The 19383-nt window shown below is 45.8% G+C and carries 16 protein-coding genes and 1 riboswitch; of the genes, 5 read left to right on the top strand and 11 right to left on the bottom strand.

Translation table 11 applies throughout. The annotated features are described in order from the left end of the window. Positions 1 to 2 precede the first annotated feature (2 nt). Together cydB and cydX are read left to right on the top strand one after the other, a co-directional pair. Positions 3 to 1142 (top strand): cytochrome d ubiquinol oxidase subunit II, encoded by a 1140-nt coding sequence (gene cydB / locus BEL05_RS03025; RefSeq protein WP_069670229.1) that lies wholly within the window; start codon positions 3 to 5, stop codon positions 1140 to 1142. 14 nt (positions 1143 to 1156) lie between these two features. After that, positions 1157 to 1273, top strand: a complete 117-nt coding sequence (cydX, locus tag BEL05_RS03020; protein ID WP_028763505.1) for a cytochrome bd-I oxidase subunit CydX — start codon at positions 1157 to 1159, stop codon at positions 1271 to 1273. 239 nt (positions 1274 to 1512) lie between these two features. Here cydX and BEL05_RS03015 read toward each other — a convergent pair whose 3' ends face one another. From BEL05_RS03015 to BEL05_RS03000, 4 genes are all read right to left on the bottom strand, one after another. Continuing rightward, complete coding sequence (locus tag BEL05_RS03015; RefSeq protein WP_069670228.1) at positions 1513 to 2727, bottom strand: putative porin; 1215 nt, start codon at positions 2725 to 2727, stop codon at positions 1513 to 1515. A 597-nt stretch (positions 2728 to 3324) separates the two neighbouring features. After that, the gene (locus BEL05_RS03010; protein ID WP_083250285.1) at positions 3325 to 4131 is read right to left on the bottom strand and encodes a substrate-binding periplasmic protein; all 807 of its coding nucleotides are present in this window, start codon (positions 4129 to 4131) and stop codon (positions 3325 to 3327) included. A 464-nt stretch (positions 4132 to 4595) separates the two neighbouring features. Then, positions 4596 to 5591, bottom strand: a complete 996-nt coding sequence (gene add, locus BEL05_RS03005; RefSeq protein WP_069670227.1) for an adenosine deaminase — start codon at positions 5589 to 5591, stop codon at positions 4596 to 4598. Between the two features lie 97 nt (positions 5592 to 5688). After that, a riboswitch (purine riboswitch) is annotated at positions 5689 to 5788 on the bottom strand. A 373-nt stretch (positions 5789 to 6161) separates the two neighbouring features. Beyond that, entirely contained in the window at positions 6162 to 7871 is a 1710-nt protein-coding gene (locus tag BEL05_RS03000; protein WP_069670226.1) for a proline--tRNA ligase, read from the bottom strand. Positions 7872 to 8233: 362 nt separating this feature from the next. Here BEL05_RS03000 and BEL05_RS02995 point away from each other — a divergent pair, with 362 nt between their 5' ends. Next, the gene (locus BEL05_RS02995; RefSeq protein WP_069670225.1) at positions 8234 to 8770 is read left to right on the top strand and encodes a GNAT family N-acetyltransferase; all 537 of its coding nucleotides are present in this window, start codon (positions 8234 to 8236) and stop codon (positions 8768 to 8770) included. Between the two features lie 58 nt (positions 8771 to 8828). On the opposite strand, the gene BEL05_RS02990 is transcribed toward BEL05_RS02995, so the two are convergent. The 7 genes from BEL05_RS02990 to BEL05_RS02960 form a co-directional block, all read right to left on the bottom strand. Then, entirely contained in the window at positions 8829 to 10391 is a 1563-nt protein-coding gene (locus tag BEL05_RS02990; RefSeq protein ID WP_439332361.1) for a M28 family metallopeptidase, read from the bottom strand. 158 nt (positions 10392 to 10549) lie between these two features. Beyond that, positions 10550 to 11167, bottom strand: a complete 618-nt coding sequence (locus BEL05_RS02985) for an acyltransferase (RefSeq protein WP_139151805.1) — start codon at positions 11165 to 11167, stop codon at positions 10550 to 10552. Next, a complete protein-coding gene (gene tsaA, locus BEL05_RS02980) occupies positions 11160 to 11921 on the bottom strand; it encodes a tRNA (N6-threonylcarbamoyladenosine(37)-N6)-methyltransferase TrmO (protein WP_069670222.1) in 762 nt (253 codons plus the stop codon). Before tsaA ends, BEL05_RS02985 begins: the two co-directional genes overlap by 8 nt. 37 nt (positions 11922 to 11958) lie before the next feature. Beyond that, positions 11959 to 12345: an Rcs stress response system protein RcsF gene (gene rcsF / locus BEL05_RS02975; RefSeq protein ID WP_069670221.1), complete on the bottom strand. Its 387-nt coding sequence runs from the start codon at positions 12343 to 12345 to the stop codon at positions 11959 to 11961. Between the two features lie 77 nt (positions 12346 to 12422). Beyond that, entirely contained in the window at positions 12423 to 13697 is a 1275-nt protein-coding gene (locus tag BEL05_RS02970; RefSeq protein ID WP_069670220.1) for an amidohydrolase family protein, read from the bottom strand. Further along, entirely contained in the window at positions 13697 to 16696 is a 3000-nt protein-coding gene (locus BEL05_RS02965; RefSeq protein WP_245686928.1) for an amidohydrolase family protein, read from the bottom strand. The genes BEL05_RS02970 and BEL05_RS02965 overlap by 1 nt, the downstream gene beginning before the upstream one ends. Positions 16697 to 16988: 292 nt before the next feature. Next, positions 16989 to 17381, bottom strand: coding sequence for an H-NS histone family protein (locus BEL05_RS02960; protein WP_028763516.1), 393 nt, complete (start codon positions 17379 to 17381; stop codon positions 16989 to 16991). A 297-nt stretch (positions 17382 to 17678) separates the two neighbouring features. Here BEL05_RS02960 and BEL05_RS02955 point away from each other — a divergent pair, with 297 nt between their 5' ends. Next, entirely contained in the window at positions 17679 to 18428 is a 750-nt protein-coding gene (locus BEL05_RS02955) for an electron transfer flavoprotein subunit beta/FixA family protein (RefSeq protein ID WP_028763517.1), read from the top strand. Further along, on the top strand, positions 18428 to 19351 hold the full coding sequence (locus BEL05_RS02950) for an electron transfer flavoprotein subunit alpha/FixB family protein (protein ID WP_069670218.1): 924 nt from the start codon (positions 18428 to 18430) through the stop codon (positions 19349 to 19351). Before BEL05_RS02955 ends, BEL05_RS02950 begins: the two co-directional genes overlap by 1 nt. Positions 19352 to 19383: the final 32 nt, after the last annotated feature.

Genomic DNA, 19383 nt, shown 5'->3' with positions numbered 1-19383 from the left:
TTATGTTTGATTATGAGATGTTAAGATTCATCTGGTGGGCACTGATTGGTGTGCTTTTCATCGGATTTGCCGTGACAGACGGTTTTGATATGGGCGTTGGTGCGCTGTTGCCGATTATCGGTAAGGATGACACTGAGCGTCGTATCATGATTAACTCCATCGCTCCCCATTGGGATGGCAACCAAGTATGGCTGATTACTGCTGGTGGTGCGCTGTTTGCTGCGTGGCCTATGGTATATGCCGTATCATTCTCTGGTTTCTATGTGGCGATGATGCTTACCCTGTTTGCCTTGTTCTTAAGACCTGTAGGCTTTGACTACCGCTCTAAGATTGAAGATCCAAGATGGCGTAAGTCTTGGGACTGGGCACTGTTTGTTGGCGGATTTGTTCCACCTTTAATTATTGGTGTGGCATTTGGTAATTTGCTCCAAGGTGTACCGTTTAACTTTGATGAGTATTTACGTGCCACTTACCATGGTGGATTCTTCGGTCTACTTAATCCATTTGGTTTACTCGCGGGCTTAGTTAGCGTCAGTATGTTTATGATGCAAGGTGCCTCGTGGTTACAGATGAAGACTGAAGGAGAGCTACGTGTTCGTGCCGTGAGAGCTACCCAAGTGTTTGCAGCGCTGTTAGCGGTACTCTTTACCCTTGCGGGTGTGTGGCTAGCGACAGGCATTGATGGCTACGTTATTACCTCTACAATTGATACCGCAGGTGCATCGAACCCTGAGTTGAAAACCGTCGCCATTGAAGCGGGTGCTTGGTTGGCCAACTATGATAAGTATCCGTTAACCATGCTATTCCCAATATTGGGTATCGCTATGCCGTTGCTAGTGCTTGTGGTTAGTCACTTTAATCGCTCAGGTTTTGCGTTTTTATTTAGCTCTGTGGCCGTTGCTATGGTTATTTTAACTTGCGGTGCAGCCATGTTCCCGTTTGTTATGCCATCTTCACTTGAGCCAAATGTGAGCTTAACCATGTGGGATGCGACAGCAAGCCACATGACACTAACGGTAATGACTTGGGCTGCAGCCATCTTCGTCCCGATTGTATTAAGTTACACAGTGTGGACTTACTTGAAGATGTTTGGTCGTCTAAGCCGCAGCTTTATTGAAAACAATAAAACGTCACTTTACTAATAGGAGCCTAGACTATGTGGTATTTTGCTTGGATTTTGGGCGTATTGTTAGCTTGCTCCTTCGGTATTATTAACGCGCTTTGGCTTGAAAATACTGAGAATATGGATAGAGATATCGATAAAGAAGATTAAGCGCGTGCCGCTGTTGCATCCGCTTATTGATTAAATCGATCGCTGGTTTTATCTGTAAACATTGACTAAATCCGAGTGCATAACATGCACTCGGATTTTTTATTGCAAAACGATTAGGTAACGACTGATACCGATTGGTATTAAGTACGCGGATAGACGGACGAAAAAAACCGCATCCATTAGGGATGCGGTTTTCGTTATCGATTGAACTGCTTTGACTTACCTAATGATGGCTTCGTTTAGAAATAGTAACCGAAGTTGATGTTTAGGCGTTTGTTGGTTTCACCATCACCGACCATAGTACCGCCGATAAAAGGCTGATTCTCTGCGACGACAAAGTCGACATAGGTATACAAGCCGCCAGCAGTTATGGCCATGCCAGTTACGTTCATAAAGGTATCAGCTTGCATTGACGGTTTGTCGGTAACTAATGAGTAATCATTATAGAAAGTCAGATTGGATATAGGGCCAATATCAACGGGAAGGCTATAAGCGACGTTGGCGATATAGGTAGTTGCTTCTGACGGAATTGAGTCGTAGAAGTGGTAGGCGGCGACGACAACACGTTCTAGATCCATACCATCAACATCGTATTTATAGTCAGTGACCTGCAACTTAACGTTCCAGCGGTTATAGTTAATTACACCATGTAAGGCGGCTGCGACGTTGTCGCCATCGGTACCACTTTCAATCTCCAGTTGACCAGCTTGCAATGACACACCCAGTTCAACTTTTAGATCATCAAATGCCATATTATGGGCATAACGGCCATTGAACGTATTGAGTTCGGCTGCAGCATTCCCGTCACTCGGGGCATCGTAGATCCCTTCGCCTGGTAAGCGAATCCCAACCACGTCATAGGCATAACGGTCGGTTCGGTCAGAGACATAACCATCAAGGCCACCTTGCTCATCATTTTTGTAGAAAGCGAGGTCAAGTTGATTATTGTCACCCTTATAGGTGTAATTAAGGCCTAAATCATAGTCATCCTCTAAGCCTAGGTAGAAGTTAGAACTAAAGAAGTAGTTATTAGACGCGTAAGTCAAAATACCAAACGGCACCTGAGTCACACCAATTTTACCTTGTTGTTTATCATCAAAGTTGTAACCCACCCAAGCATGATGGATGACGTTCATGTACTCGAACCAGCGGTATTGCGCTGAAAAAATGATGTCGTCGAGGTTGCCATTAACATCTATGCGAAACAGGTCGAAGTCAAAATCACCACTACGATCGCTATTGCCATCGTTATAGTCTTCATAGGAGTATTGGAAACGGGCTGCACCGCCAAATTTAATGGCGTTGCCTTTATCTTGCGCTGTCTGCTCTTTGTCAGACTCCAACTGATCGATACGCGCTTTAAGCGCCGCGATCTCTTCATCTACTGGCGCAGCATAGGCGTTAGCGGTGAGTGCTAACGCAATACAGGAGGCCACAAGTGTATGTCGAATCATCATTTATCCTTGTTTGCTCAAATTGTTTTGTGAGTCGTTGTTAGTAGAAGAACCTGATTGCTAGGCACAAGTGATTCTTCCTAGTTTCGTTGGTTTTATGGTATTTGCTACTCTCAGTTGGGACTCAACGGTGAGTCCCATTTATCAGCGTTCATACTCATATAGCGAATGTATTGTATACATGCCGCCCTTAATAATAGTTAGTGTTGAAACTACTCGTGCTGGTTTTTTGTCGAGCGACCATTATTGTTTAACTCTTATTTTCCAAAATATAAGGAAAAGATATTAAAAGTAGTGGTTAAACCGTAACATATGCGGCCTTTGCTTAACAGTTTTGTGCGTAAAAGTTGTTATCTGAAACGAATTTTCGTATTGATATTGTTAGTGGACTAACTAATTTTGGCGGCTCTGAAACCTAAATTTAGGACGACGCTGTTGATGCCTAGCCTTTTAAGATCTGCTTTGAGTTGGAAACATCGTCGGTGAGGTTTGCGCGTTAGGGGGGGGCAAGCAATGACATTTTATCAGGCTTTTTTAACATGGTTAGCGCTGATTAGGTTACGGCTGTCAAAACCTTTAATAGATTGGCGGTGGGGTTTACTGAATGTCTGCTGTCGACTTTTTAGACTGCAAGCCAGGTGTATATTTTGAGTAAATTTGATCGTGTAGCGGACTGTCTTTTAATGCTTCAAAGTGCTGATTAAATGCATCTCTTGCTGCTTTGCTTCTAAATAAAAAACCACAATGGTTTTGCCCAAATAACGGAAACATATCCACGCTCTGCTGGGTATTTATGATTGCTTTTTGGCTTACTAAGCCCTGATAGTATTTGAAAATTTGTAAGTCCATCTGGATCACATCGACCCGTTTGAGATAGAGCATCTTGATTTGGTTTTCTTGATTGTAGGTTTCAACATAATTGGGATTCGCGCGAACCATCTCGACATATTCCCCACCCAATGTATTCGCTGCACCTTGCCACGACAGCACGTTTAAAGTGGCTAAGTCCATGATCTTGTCAAATTGATAATTGCGTTCAGAGAGTGAAATAGCAAAATTTTCATAGTGATAGAAAAGCAGTGATAGATAACCTTCGAGACCTTCTTTGGCTACCATACTGGGGCTTATATCGGTAACTACATCAACCTGATGCTTTATATAGGCCGTCACCCGTCTGGCATAGGGATAGTATACCGGCACGACTTGATAACCCGCGGGCTCAACACTGGCACGAGTAATATCCAGCAAAATTCCGCTATCGGTATCGGCAAATACCCATGGGGGTAAACTATTTCCGTAGGCAATTCTCAATGGCGTAGCACCTGCAACCGTCGGCCAAATAAATAACGCCACAGCGAGCCATTTCAAGCAGGCTCTTGGAATAAGAATCAAGAACTCAGTCATCCGTATGGGTCCAGTATGCACAGTTAAGCGAGTGCATTAAGTATAATGCATAATTTTCTACCTAGATTGGCATGCAAATCTATGCATCGAAATCTTCTGGTCATCCATAGTGAAGTAACACTGCTCGATTGGGTGTGCTCTGCAATTGCTTGTGTGCCTGTTGCTAGCGTGTAATGGTAGCTGTAACTTATCTGGGAAGGGATTGGCGTATTTTCACCTAGGCTCGACGGTCAAGGCCATTCGCTGCGAGGTGTTGAAGCGCGTGTTGAGTTAGGGCGAAAATTCGGATTAGATGTACCAGATCAAGAAGGGGCGACTTTGTTAGGCAGTGACTTTGGCCTTGATTAAGGGGTGATTTTAGCGTGCCCAAACAGCCCCTTAATAGAGTGGGGCTGTTTGGGCACTGTGTGGTTTGACGATGTCGGTGCGGTCATTAAGCTGGGTAGCGTCATGACCGCCTTTATCTATTTGGCGAAACTTAGCAGATGTTGTTTGACGTCGTTAGAGGTAAAAGCCTGATCGATACTGGTGCGGTAGATGTTGTAGTAATCCGCTTCAGACAGATCAAATGTTTGCATGATTTTGCGCACTTCATCGGTCATTGTAGTATTCGATACCGTGCGGTTGTCGGTGTTGATGGTTGTTGGTAAATTATCATCGTAAAATGCCTTGATGGGGTGGTCACTGAGCACCTCAACCGCTTTGGTTTGAATATTACTGCTCGGACAAGTTTCTAAGCCAACATTGTGCAGTTTAACTTGCTGATAGGCCCCTTCATGACTGGTAATATGAATACCGTGTCCAACGCGCTGAGCATGAAGCAAAGTGATTGCATCAAAGACGTTTTGGCCAACGCCTTGCTCTCCAGCGTGAATGGTGATTTTGTAACCTTTTTGTTTAGCGTATTCAGCGTAAGGAATAAACGCTTCGCAAAAGCCGGGTAACTCGGCTCCCGCTAAATCAAATGCTGCAACACCTTTGTTAAGAAACGCTGCACCGGCATCAATGACGGCGTAGATATTGTCTTTGGGGAAGGTTCTTAATATCGATAAAATATAGTTACCCTTGATATCATACTTTTGCTCAGCGCGTTGCATTCCTGCAACGGCGGCCGCAATAATGTCATCAAAGCTAAGGCCTTGCTGTTGGTGCAACTGTGGACCAAAGCGGACCTCTAAATATTTAACATTTTCTAGGGCAGCATCTTCAAACAACTCAAAGGAGATGCGCTCAATGGCGTCGGCGGTCTGCATCACGGATAGTGGCAGCTCGAAACGCATTAAATACTCTTCTAAGTTGGGACAGGTTTCCGGCGCAATCATCAATGCATTGATTTCATTAATGTCTTGGCTGGGTAATGATAGATTTTGGCTAGCTGCAAGATCGATAATTGTTTGTGGGCGAACACTACCGTCTAAGTGACAATGAAGATCGATCTTGGGTAAGCTTAAATAATTCATGAGTCTCTACCTTTATGAGATAACGCCAAATTTGCTCTATTAATGAATGCAAGCGCTCGACTTCCATACTGATTATAGATAGACAATATCTGGCTGGGTATAAAGTTACAGACTTCATAATCAAGAATTTAAGGCTCTTGGTAGAAACTCCCAAACCATATTATTGGGATTATACGAAGCGATTTTTCGGACTATACCATCCCAGATACTACCATGCAACGGCCGTAATGTGTTTATGTTAATGGAATATCTCAATAGTGTGAAGCCAATATAGTTGAGTCGCTAACAAAAGCAAAATGCCAGCTATAGCGACAGATTGTGATTGGTATAAAGAGTGTTTATTCCTCTTTCGGGGCGATTACCTAATGAAGAGTGAGTGCGGTAGGTTGAACACGCTGTTGATCTGACTGTGGCCAATAACGCTTATCGACAATGTATAGCGTAATATCAATCGGTGGTTGTTTATGAGTCATAAAAAAACGCCTAGATCACTCTAGGCGTTTTTATTTATTTGCTGTCAGTCATGACGATACAAACTCAATTCATTCAGTCTGAGTTAACCCGTCTAATCTAGCGATTAGACTTAATGAAGTCGATGATTTTATCGAATGGGATATCTTGCTTTTCACCCGTGCGACGATTCTTATATTCGAATACGCCATTGTCGATGTTACGATCTCCAATCACGATAACATGTGGCAAACCAATTAGCTCCATATCGGCAAACATCACACCTGGGCGCTCTTTACGGTCGTCAAACAGTACTTCGATACCCGCATCATTAAGGTCTTTATACAGCTGTTCAGCCATATCTTTGACGCGATGTGACTTATGCATGTTCATCGGTAAGATACCGACTTTGAATGGCGCAATGGCTTCTGGCCAGATGATACCGCGATCATCATGGTTTTGCTCAATGGCTGCGGCAACGATGCGGCTAACACCGACACCGTAGCAACCCATGAGTAGGGTTTTTGACTTACCGTTCTCATCTAGAACGTTAGCGCCCATAGACTCTGAGTAGTTAGTTCCTAACTGGAAGATATGACCCACTTCGATACCGCGCAGTAGACCGATAGTACCTTGACCACATGGGCTGGCTTCGCCTTCAATCACATTACGTAGGTCGGCTACCTCTGCTTGTGGCAGGTCTCGCTCCCAGTTAATACCCACATAATGCTTACCATCTTGGTTAGCACCAGCTGAAAAATCGCTCATGATATTAACACTGTGGTCAATATATACTGGGATCTCAAGGCCAACTGGACCTAATGAACCAGGTCCTGCGCCAAGGGCTTTACGGATATCGGCTTCATCGGCCATTTCGAACGGTGCAAGCACCGCGTCAATTTTTTCCGCTTTCACTTCATTTAGCTCATGATCGCCACGAACGATGATAGCAACTAGCGGTGTCTCCTCGCTCGCACCCTTAACGATAATGGTCTTAACTGTTTTTTCTATAGCGATACCATGTTGCTCAACCAGCTCTTCGATAGTTTTAGCATTTGGCGTGTCGATAACGCTCATTTCCATCGTTGCTACGCCACGAGGCTCTGTTGGGATTGGCGCTTCGGCTTTCTCGATGTTAGCGGCGTAATCACTCTCAGTAGAGTAGGCGATTAAATCTTCACCACTATTGGCCAGTACGTGGAACTCATGGGACAGGCTACCCCCGATTGAACCGGTATCGGCCAATACAGGACGGAAGGCTAGACCCATACGGCCTAGAATATTGCTGTAGGCGCTATACATGTCTTGGTAGGTGGCGTCCATCGTGTCTTGATCAAGATGGAAAGAGTAGGCATCTTTCATCAAGAACTCACGTGAGCGCATCACACCAAAACGTGGACGTACTTCATCACGGAACTTAGTTTGGATCTGGTAAAGGTTTAGTGGTAACTGCTTATAAGAGTTCACTTCTTTACGCACGATATCGGTGATCACTTCTTCATGGGTTGGGCCTAAGACGAAGTCACGGTTGTGACGGTCTTGGAAGCGCAGTAGCTCAGGACCAAACTTTTCCCAACGACCCGTTTCAACCCAAAGATCTGCCGGCTGAACCATGGGCATTAAGATCTCAACAGCACCTGCATTGTTCATCTCTTCACGAACGATTGCTTCAACCTTACGCAATACACGTAAGCCTGTCGGCAACCAGCTGTAAAGACCTGATGCGTTACGACGGATCATACCCGCACGTAGCATTAATTGATGACTAATCACCTCAGCGTTAGCTGGGGTCTCTTTTTGTGTTGACAGCAGGTACTTGCTAACTCGCATTCCCAATATCCAGTTTAATAGTGAAATAGGCCGACATTTTAGCACCCTGTGTCTTGATGTCACCTAGTTTGTGAGCTGGTTGAGTCGCGATTGCCTGCGGGGAGGGACTAACGGCTAAAACCACGCTAAATCGATGATGTGTCAAAGAGTGAACAAAGATGACAAGGTTCAAATATGCCCTTAAAAACCCTAGCGGTACCGAATATGTCGCACATAAAGCGGCTTAAAATTTGCTTTATTAGTACGAACAAGGATACTTTTGCTAAATTGGAACCATTGCAGTGCCATTAACATTTTGTGTCGAGAATATTCGGCCTGCTAATAGCTTGCTAGGCTCGCCTAGCGAACAGGGAGTTTGACTATTGGAAATAAGAGTCGCAACACGTTCAGATTTACCCGCTTTTTTTGAATACCTTGATAAGCAGATAAGAGAGAATGGCGCTGATGACTTTCCACTGTTTCAGCCCATGTCCCGTGATGAATCATATTTGAACGACGCGATGAGAACGCGCTTTACTCAAGGTATCGACAAGATGATAGGGGAGAGTGGTTGGCGTAAAATGTGGTTAGCAATGGTCGACGACAGGGTGGTGGGTCACATAGATATTCGACCGCATCCAGAGAATCATACCCAGCATCGTGCACTATTGGGGATGGGCGTTGACTTGGCGATTCGTGGTCAAGGCCTTGCTGGAAAATTGCTTAATACCTTGTTTGATTGGACGGCGAGTAGCAGCCATTTGGAGTATCTTGATTTGTGGGTGCTATCTGATAATCAAGCGGCTTATAAGCTCTACCAGCGCAATGATTTTATTAAATGCGGTGAAGTGAATGACATGTTCAAGATTGATGGTCGCTCACTCTCTTACACCATGATGTCGCGTCGAACTGCGCTCTAATCTCATCAGGGATTAATCGAATAAAAAGGGAGGCTTTCGCCTCCCTTTTTCAATCCTTTTATAAGCCATCTTGCGCGCGGCGCTTCTTAAAATCAGAGGCTTCGAGCCATTTAGGCCAATCACTGCTATTGGCTAACTGATTTAATATATCGCTGATAAGACTCAAATCTTGCGCGACGCCACCAAGATCCCAATTGGGAGCATAATCATCGGCTCCCTGATGGTATTTATGGGCGATATAGTCTGGGTCGGTATCACCTAGGCTCATAAACATTAAGCCTGGTACGCCTTGCTTGGCGAGCGCAAAATGATCTGAGCGGAACATCAAGCCATTTTGGGGACGTGGGTCGGCTTTAACCCAGCGACCGTTCGCTTTCGCTGCCTTATCTAAGTAGCTCTCTAGCCCAGAGACTCCTTCACCATAGCGTAAAATGTAATCGACCCCTTTACCAACATTCATGCCATCGATATTTAAAAATGACACCAATTTTTTGGTGGCAACGGGAGGATGCTCGGCAAAATATTGCGCCCCAATCAGTCCCGTTTCTTCGGCGGTAAAGGCGGCAAATAGCATAGAACGTTTTGGCGCATCATCACCTGTTAACCCTTTGAAGTGACGGGCAAGTTGCAATACCCCTGCGACGCCAGAAGCATTGTCGACTGCACCGTTATAAATACGTGTTTTGCCATCTTGAACCGTTTTACCTAAGTGATCCCAATGGGCATGCATCACTAGCCACTCATCTGCTTGGCTGGTGCCTGGTAACAAGCCTGCAATATTATAGGAGGTAGCGAGCTCAATCTCATTGTCTAGCGTGAGGTTGGCTTTTAGATTGAGGGGAATGGCTTTGAATCCGGGCTTGGCAGCGGTTAGCTTGAGTTGATCGTAATTGCGTCCTGCAGCGGTAAATACCTTTTGTGCCACACTGTGCTGTATCCAGCCCATGATGCCAACTTGAGACAAGTTGTTATTGTTATCCACTAAAGTGTATTTGGTGTTGGTATTGCTGTTTTGCACCACATTCCAGCCATATGCTGCGGGTGCGGTCTCATGGACGATAAATACCGCTTTTGCCCCTTGTCTGGCCGCTTCCTCATATTTATAGGTCCAGCGCCCATAATAGGTCATGGCGTTGCCTTTAAAGAGGTTGGGATCTTGGGTGGCAAAACCGGGGTCGTTGACCAGTACGATAACGGTTTTGCCTTTAACGTCGATATTGGCATAATCGTTCCACTTATATTCAGGCGCATTAATACCATAGCCAACGAAGACCAGGTCGCTGTTGTTGACGGCGACTTTTTCTTGGATCTGCTGAGTACGTGCGGTGAACTCTATGCCATTGTTAAAGCTTAAATCACCGATGTGGAGCTGCATCGTTTGTGCAGCGCTGATCTTTGCCATCGGCACACTCTGTTTGTAGCTGTCACCAAAGCCTGGTTTTAGGCCCATCGCTTTATAGGCTGTTTCAAGGTAATCAAGAGTGAGTGTTTCTCCCTTTGACAAGGGGCCGCGTCCTTCGAACTCGTCGCTGGCGAGGGTTTGTACGTCTTGACGGAAGGAGGCTTGGTCAAACACAAATGGTGCGGCACTGGCGGCTGGCAACAGCAATAGGCAGAGCACACCCAAGAGGCGAGAGGTATTCACAGACGACGTCCTTTAGTGATGATTATGGATGTTATTGTTAGCGCATTGTAACGCTAATTCCGTCGATGATGATAGTTTATGAGCAAGGCATTGCCACAGTCGGAAGATGGCGTATATGGCTGATCCGCTTTACCCTATCTTTTATCTCTTCTATCGCCAATGATTTTGGCTGGATTACCGGCGACGATGGCGTAATCGGGCACATCTTTGGTGACGACTGCGCCCATGCCAATGACCGCGCAATTACCTATGGTGACACCATCGACAATACCCGCCTGAGCACCAATCCACACATCCTTACCGATAACAATACCTTGAGAGTTAGCGCTTTGCTGGTAGATTGGACTATCTGGCGACATGCCGTGGTTAAAAGCGTAGATGGTGACATTATTGGCGATGCGAGTTTGGTCACCAATGATGATTTTTCCTCGGCCACCATCTAATGAACAGCCATGGTTGATGGCGACTTCGTTGCCCATAACAATAGGACCGTGTAAAAAACTATCGGCGGCTATCATACATTGGTCGCCCATCACGATATCACGCCCCGGTTCGGCAAACAGTTTTGCTTGTGGTGCGATAAAACAGTTGTTACCAATGGATACGGTTTCTACTGCCATCAAATGGGCTTGAATGGCGTCTTGCCAAGGTCTGGCCCAGCTCAGGTGTTTTGGCTTTAATGAGAAATAGAGCCAAGGCATGTAAGCTAAGCGTTGCTTATGTTGGGCTTGATAATCAATGGCCTCAGACATGTTTTCGGTCCAAGTCCTGTTGTTCATTGGCGCCCTCGGCTATGGTCGAGCGCCGTATCGCTTCGACGATTATCGCTTCATCAACCACTCGCCACAAAATATCTAAATCGTATAGTGCGACTTGATACTGCTTAGGGTCGGCTTTCGCTTTCTTGTAAGCTGGTCTTGGGTCTTGGGCGAGTACGCCTTCAATAATAGCTTGCAGGTTAGGGTATTGTTGTTGCTCATATTTGGCCAATTGAGCGACCACATCATTAGCAAATTTAACTTTGGCTAATATAGGTGCCTCATGGGCAATACCACCCTGTGCATCGCTAATGGCATCGGAAAAGGGGATGTAAGGTTTAATGTCTAAAATGGGCGTGCCATCGAGCAGATCCATCGCCGAGATCTCTAACACCACCTTACCTTTGCGCTGATGGATGCCGTGCAGTTTCACTACGGATTGACCTATACCGTTGGGTCGAAAAGTTGAGCGAGTCGCAAAGACCCCTAATTTTTCATTGCCGCCCAAACGCGGTGGTCTTACCGTGGTTTTCCAGCCCTGTGCTAAGTTTTCGTGAAAGCTAAATAGCAGCCAGATGTGAGAGTACTGCTCAAGCCCACGTACAGTGTCGATATGATTGAACGGGGCTTGTAGTTCAACATATCCGCGGGCGGCCGTGACTAGGCCTGGTTGTCTAGGTATGCCGAATTTTTGCTTATAGGGGCTGCGGCAAATCGCCACTGCCTGAATTTCACGGGTCATGGTCATTAATTAGGTTTCTTCTGCGGTGCAGGGCGATGACAGATTAGTTAGCTTTAGCCGTTGGTGTGAGAATCGCTTGGCCAACACAGATTGCACGGGTAACGCAGGCCTGGGTGGCTTCTTCAAACATAAGGCAACGTTTGACCAATAGTCCATTAGCCCCTTTGTCTGCTGCGGCGCGGCGTGCTGCCGTGCGTGCTTCGCTGATAGACGCAGGCACATCATTTGCGCGTGCTTGGCAAGACTCGCCTTCGACTAAACCTTTGACCTCATAGACCTCACTGGGCTGGCTACCCTCTTGGTAAAGCACGACATCGGTGACGGCAAAATAGTCGTTAATGGCTTGACCATCTAAGTTACTGTTGAAGGTATATTCACCTGCACAGCCACCTAAGAGTAAGGCGGATAAAGCGAGCGTTGTCTTTTTCATGGTAAAGGCCTGTGTTGTGGGGCCAGCCAATGTAGATCAGGATAACTGACCTACATTGAACTGTTTAGGGCAAAATTCTAACGCTTTAGATACTTTTGATAAAGTTGTTGTTGACGATTATTGAGATCTATTTGGCGACCATCGATAAACAGCGCTTCAATCTTGCTCGATAACGGGTCAAGAATGTCGCCAGCAGAAATGATTAGGTTGGCTTTATAGCCGACGCCTATCGCGCCCATATCCTCAAGACCTAAGATTTTTGCGGCATCTAAGGTGATGCTTTTTAGCGCCTCTTGGCGGCTGAGTCCGTAAGCAACGGTTTGGCCTGCGGCGAAGGGCAAGTTACGCGCGTTCCAATCAGAGCTAAAACCGAGGGCAAAAGGGATATCGGCTTGCTTTAACAGTGATGGGATCTTAAAGCTCATCTCTGTCGGTTCATCGGTGCGCATCGGCAGGCTTAAGGTGCGGGTATAGATAACCTTAGCGTCGACCTCTTTGAGTTGGTCGGCCACACGCCAAGCATCATATCCGCCTACAATCACCAGCTTAAATTGGTAAGGCTTTGTCATCGCAATGGCTTGCTCAATCTGCTCGGCGCTATTGGCGTGCACAAATAGCTGACCTTTCCCTTGATAGAGGGATTGCATGGCTTGCCAACGGTTGTCGGTTTTATCTATGGTGCCAGCCTGCGCCGCCATATGGTACCTATAGCCGTCGATGAGTGTGGTCTCGATACTATCGAGTTGCGCATCATATTGGGCTAATTGCTTTTTTTGTGTCTCTTCGTCGTGGGCAAGGCGCCTAAGGGTTGGCCAATAAAGATGAAATTGTGCTTGGGTTGGCACTAAAGCATCTTCAATGGTCCAACTGTCTAATGACACCAGTGATGACTGACCCGCTAGTGCTTCACCTTGGGGCACGACTTGAGCATGGGTAATGCCATTAACGCGGACGGTGGGGATGATCTCTGAGTCGGGATTAAAGGCACTTATTGCCAGTAGTTGTGGGTTACTTTCGCCTACCTCATAACTGTCGTTACTCGGGCGCATCATTTCCACTTCCACTAAGCCCATGCTGGTGTCTAGGGCGATTAAGCCAGGATAAACATGTTTGCCTTTGGCATCAATAACCTGTGCATCTTGAGTACTGACCTCTGGTCCTATGGCCACAATCTGCCCCTGCTCAATGCGCAGTGAACTGCCCGTTTGTACACCATCAATGACGGTATGTAAGGTGGCATTTTGAATGACAATTGGCCCTTGTTGAGGGCTGGCTGGCACCATGTCGTGAGCTAAAACAAGGCTACTGCTTAGTGCACAGGTGACGGCTAAAAGTCTTGGAAATTGTTTCATTAGTGCGCCTCCGTTGCCGCTGTTTGATGCCAAACGTCATATTGTGTATCGCAGTGCCATTCCGGTTCGAGGATTTCGGCTGGTGTTTCGCCCTCTACCGCAGGATGTTCACTTTGTAATATGGCTTGGATCAATGCGGCGCGCTCTGTTGCAACAGCAGTCTGCATCGCTTTGTCTTGCTGGCGGTCAAAGTAGCGACGTCCCTCAATCCAGGTGGCATCAACTGTGGCATATACTGATAAAGGTGAGTTATCCCACAGTACTAGATCCGCCTGTTTACCTCGCTCGATTGAACCGACATATTCATCGATACCAAGTTGCTTGGCAGGATTAATCGTCAGCATATTCCATGCGTCGACCTGACTCATGCCGCAATACATCACAGACTTAGCTGCTTCTTGATTGAGGCGTCGTTGCATCTCATAGTCGTCAGAGTTAATGCTGGTTAATACGCCCTTGTTGTTCATTAAGCAGGTATTTTGCGGAATGGCGTCATACACCTCAAACTTGTATGCCCACCAATCGGAGAACGTTGAAGCATAGGCACCATGTTTTGCCATCTCATCGGCGACCTTGTACCCTTCCAAAATATGGGTGAAGGTGCCAACGCGAAAATCATAGGCTTCGGCGAGCCGTAAAAACATTAAGATTTCAGATTGCACGTAGGAGTGAATATGCACTTCACGCTCGCCTTTGAGCACTTGGCTTATCGCTTCTAGGCGGTAGTTAGGCTTAGGCGCTATCTGGCGACGTTTCTCGCTTGAGCGTAGATTTTGATAATCACGTGTGGCCTTGTCATAGGCTAATGCTTCATTAAAGGCTTCTTCGAAAAGCGACCTGACACCCATACGACTTTGTGGAAAGCGACGGGTAAAGTTATCGCCCCAGTTACTCTGTTTAACATTTTCCCCTAAGGCGAATTTGATACTGGCGGGGGCTTGGTCAAACTTAATGCCCTCGGCATCTTCGCCCCAACGCATCCGAATTACTTGCGCCTGCCCACCGATAGGATTAGCGCTGCCATGCAGCAGTTGAGCTGTGGTCACACCACCTGCCAGCGCACGATAGATTCCGATAGAGTCTGGATTGAGTACATCGCTGATGCGAACTTCAGAGGTGATGGCGTCGGTGCCCTCATTCGTACCGCCATTGAGGGCGATATGAGAGTGCTCATCAATAATCCCGGCGGTAATGTGTTTGCCAGTTCCATCGATCACCTGGTAGCCAGAAGGCGTTGATAGCTTTTGCCCTACCTTTTCTATTTTTCCTCGTGTGATTATTAGGTCGCTATTGGCCAATATCCCTTCGGGCGTTGATGTCCAGATGGTGGCATTTTTGATATGTAGCTTTTCGGTTTTTGGTTGATTTAACAAACCATAAGCGACATTGGGCTGTGTCAGCCGTGAGATTAACAATTTACTGGGCTTGTTGGTTTGGTCAGATTCTTCCGCCTCTTTAGCCAACTGAACACCTGCGACGGGGTGGGTGCGGTTATTTTTGTCTAACATGCGTCCATGGATCCCTTGCTCGTCAAACCAGAGTGTAAAGCGGTTGACGCCATCAAAACCTGCTTGGCCCATATCGGCATTAAAGGTGAGTCGCTGCTTGGCGTAGCTGACATCTCGTAGTGTGATCTCCTGTTCGCCGCTGCTTAAGAGCCCTTTAAGCTTGTCACCGGTTTCAATGCTTAGATCTAAGGTTAAATCACCAAGACTTATTTGGTAATCATGGTTTAACCACTGCTGGTCGCGCGAAATAAGCGCTGTTTCTTGGCCTTGTAGCCAAACGCTGTGGATTTTCCCGTTATCAAATAGATCCCCATTTGCGATAACTAAGTCAGCCATGTAGCCAGCTTTTAACTTGCCGCTAAACTCACTTATTCCTGCTATTTCTGCGGCATCAGTGGTTAACGCTGCAAGCGCCGCTTGTTTACTTAAACCCGCTTTGACCGCTTGTTTAAGGCGTGGCCAAAATGCGTCGGGTTTGATGCCATGCTGAGTCAAGGCAAAGGGGATTTCTGCGTTGGCGATAACCATTGGGTTACTTGGCGCTCTGTCCCAATGCCGTAATTGTGCCAGCGGAATTTGGCGTTCACTGCCATCATCTTTTACTTTTGGCGCCGCAGGGAAATTAAGCGGCAAAATAAGGCTATATCCGGTGGCCTTAATTTCATCTATTCGTGCATATTCTCTTCCACTTGCTAATAAACTGCCTGGTAATTGATGCTCATTCAGTAACCGGCCTGCGCGTAATAATCCGTTAAGGTCATTGCTAGCAAATATCGTTGGCTCTTTTTCTATATTGGCTAAACGGGCCAAGGCGATATTAAATTCTATTTTCTCATTAGTGGTGTTTGAAAAAGATTTATCGATATTGGCGTTATACCATTTTGCATCAGCAAGAGTTTGTCTGATTAGCGCCATACTGCCCATTAATGAACTGGGGTAATCTTGCAACGAACTGCCTTTATCGAATGCCATTAAATGGCTAGACTTGGCCTGATAGATAATGTCGTTGGCTTTTAATTGTGCCAATGACACTGTGGTGGCTCGGCCTCTAAAAATACCGTCTTGGAGTCCGGTTTGCACACTGGTAAAGCCATTATTGACCCACTTTTTAGCAGCTTCACTATCAGGGTAGATATAGTTAATCCACTCTTTTTCTGCATGGACGGCCCCATTTTCAGCATTACCGCCGATACGCTTAATTTCGTAAACCGGTGGGCTGGTCGTTTCCTGAGGGTATTTAAAATCGATGCCATACTCGGCATAAGGATCAATAAACCCCGGGTAGATAGTGTGGCCAGTTAAATCGATAATATACGCATCTTGAGGGAGCTTTCCGTCGGTGATGACAGCGCGTATTTTACTATTCTCTATCAGTAGGGTGGCATTATCGAGTTGTTTACCGGGTTCTACCATCAGCCTTGCATTGGTTAACGCAGTTAATTTTGGTGTATTATCAGTGAGTTGACTGTTTGCTTGCAGTGTTGGACTCATCAATATACCCGCTAGTATCGATAGAGTCGCAAGAGAGTGAGCGTTAGACATAGTTATTATTAGGCTTTACAGAGCGTGAAGATGGTCAAAGATTATCTTAATTTGTGAACAATTACCAAAGTGGCGTGTGCTTGTGAGATAAAATTTATGCTGGTCTTATCAGTTTATCATTTAGCGGTATTGTAAACGCGCCAAGTTAGTTCAACGCTGTCGACGAAAAAATAAAGCCAACATAAATATGTTGGCTTTATTTCTGACTAAGTCATTTACTCACTTAGTTTTGCAAAATGTGTTAGATAAGGAAGTCTTCTAGACTCTTACCATTGTCTAACTCATTTTTAAATACAGTCGGTGTACGACCTTGGCCCGTCCAAGTGATTGTTTCACCATCGACGACAATTTTATATTTAGCTGGACGCGGGGCACGTTTCTTCGGTGCCGCTTTAGTCGCTACAGCACCTAAATCATCAATAGATAAACCGACAGCTTCCATCTGTAGGCGGATCTCTTCGATTTTTGCATTACGTTCAGCCATTGCTGCACTTTCTTCTTCAGCTTGCTGGGCTTTTTCAGTGATGATTTTTTCAAGCTTAGCTGCAACATCTTTTAAATCTTCAACTGACAGTTCTTTAACAGCAGCTTTAAAACGGCGACCATGGGTCAAAATATCTAGAAATTCGCTCATGTTAATAAATTCCTGCTCGAATATATAAAGTAAATATGATTACGGCGTTAATAATAGAAACTAATATCCGCTTTATCAAACTAATTAAATAATTATTTAGCTATATATTGTAAATATTATTTCATAAGGGCAATTTCGGCTTAATTAGCTACTGTAATTCAGGCCATACATCCTAGACACAAACAACTGTTTGACTTCTTGTTGACGTTAACGTCAATGGCACGTAAAGTGACATAAGTTTGTGATAGCTCGCTATGCACTATTTTGTCCAGATTAAAGACGTAAGAAGGAAGCCTTATGAAAGTTTTGGTGCCAGTTAAACGCGTCGTCGATGCCAATGTTAAAGTCAGAGTTAACGCTGACAATACTAATGTCGATACCGCAAATCTTAAGATGGCGATTAACCCATTTTGTGAGATTGCTGTAGAAGAGGCCGTTCGTTTAAAGGAAGCTGGTGTTGTCAGCGAAATCGTTGTCGTAACGATTGGCCCTAAAGCGGCACAAGAGCAACTTCGTACAGCCATGGCACTTGGTGCTGATCGCGGTATCCATGTTGAGACCGATGATGAGTTTGCATCGCTTTCAATTGCTAAGATGCTTAACGCGATTCAAAATCAAGAACAGGCACAGTTAATCCTTCTGGGTAAACAATCTATTGATGGTGACAACAACCAAACAGGCCAGATGTTGGCGGCGCTTGGTAACATGCCACAAGCGACTTTTGCTTCTGAGGTCAAGGTTGAAGGTGACAGTGTTATTGTGACTCGAGAAATCGACGGTGGACTCCAAACCCTTAAGATGCCTATGCCTGCGGTGATCACCACAGATCTGCGTTTGAACGAACCTCGTTACGCAAAACTGCCAAATATTATGAAAGCAAAACGTAAGCCACTCGATACTGTTACGGTTGAAAGCTTAGGTGTGACGTTGAAGCAGCATCAAAATATCGTCAAGGTTGCACCGCCAGCGCAGCGTCAAGCGGGTGTGATGGTTGCGTCTGTGGAAGAGCTGGTTGAAAAGTTAAAGAATGAAGCGAAGGTGATCTAATGGCTATTTTAGTAATTGCAGAACATGATAATGCGACCCTAAAACTAGATACGGCTAAAGTCGTTGCCTGCGCTCAGGCAATTGGTGCTGACGTTGATCTATTGGTTGCAGGAGAAGATTGTAGTGCAGTGGTTGATGCTGCGAAACAGTTAACGGGTGTGCGCAAGGTATTGGTTGCCGATAATGCCGTGTATGGCAATGGTATTGCTGAAAACCTAGGTGATTTATTGGTGTCGATAGCCGCTGATTACCAACATATGTTAGCAACCGCATCGAGCTTAGGTAAAGATGTCATGCCACGCGTTGCGGCGCTACTTGATGTCGCGCAGATCTCTGAAGTGGTTGAAGTGGTTAGCGAAGATACTTTTGTGCGTCCTATCTATGCTGGTAGCGCATTGGCAACAGTGCAGAGTTTAGATGCGGTCAAAGTAATGACCGTTCGTAGCAGTGCATTCGATGCCGTTGCCAATGATGGCAATGCAGAGGTGGTTAGCTTAGATGGCGTATTTAACAGTGCGGTAGAGTTTGTGTCGCAAACTTTGACTAAATCTGAGCGCCCAGATCTGGGCGCTGCATCAGTGGTGGTTTCAGGTGGCCGAGCGATGGGTAGTGCAGATAATTTTGCAATACTTGAGCAGCTTGCCGATAAACTTGGCGGCGCACTAGGTGCCTCACGTGCTGCAGTGGATGCGGGTTATGTGCCTAATGATCTTCAGGTTGGACAAACGGGTAAAATCGTTGCACCGGATCTCTATATCGCTGTAGGTATCTCAGGTGCGATTCAGCACTTAGCCGGGATGAAAGACTCTAAGGTGATTGTGGCGATTAACAAAGATCCAGAAGCGCCTATTTTCCAAGTTGCTGACTACGGTTTGGAAGCGGATCTGTTTGATGCGGTGCCTAAGCTACTTGAGCTTATTTAAAATTATGTAAACAGTTGGTGAATGCGTTGGTG

Source organism: Shewanella colwelliana (genome assembly GCF_001735525.1).
In the GTDB taxonomy this organism is placed as follows: domain Bacteria; phylum Pseudomonadota; class Gammaproteobacteria; order Enterobacterales; family Shewanellaceae; genus Shewanella; species Shewanella colwelliana.
The sequence above is the reverse complement of the archived record's forward strand: the minus strand, read 5'-3'. Positions and strand labels throughout refer to the sequence as shown.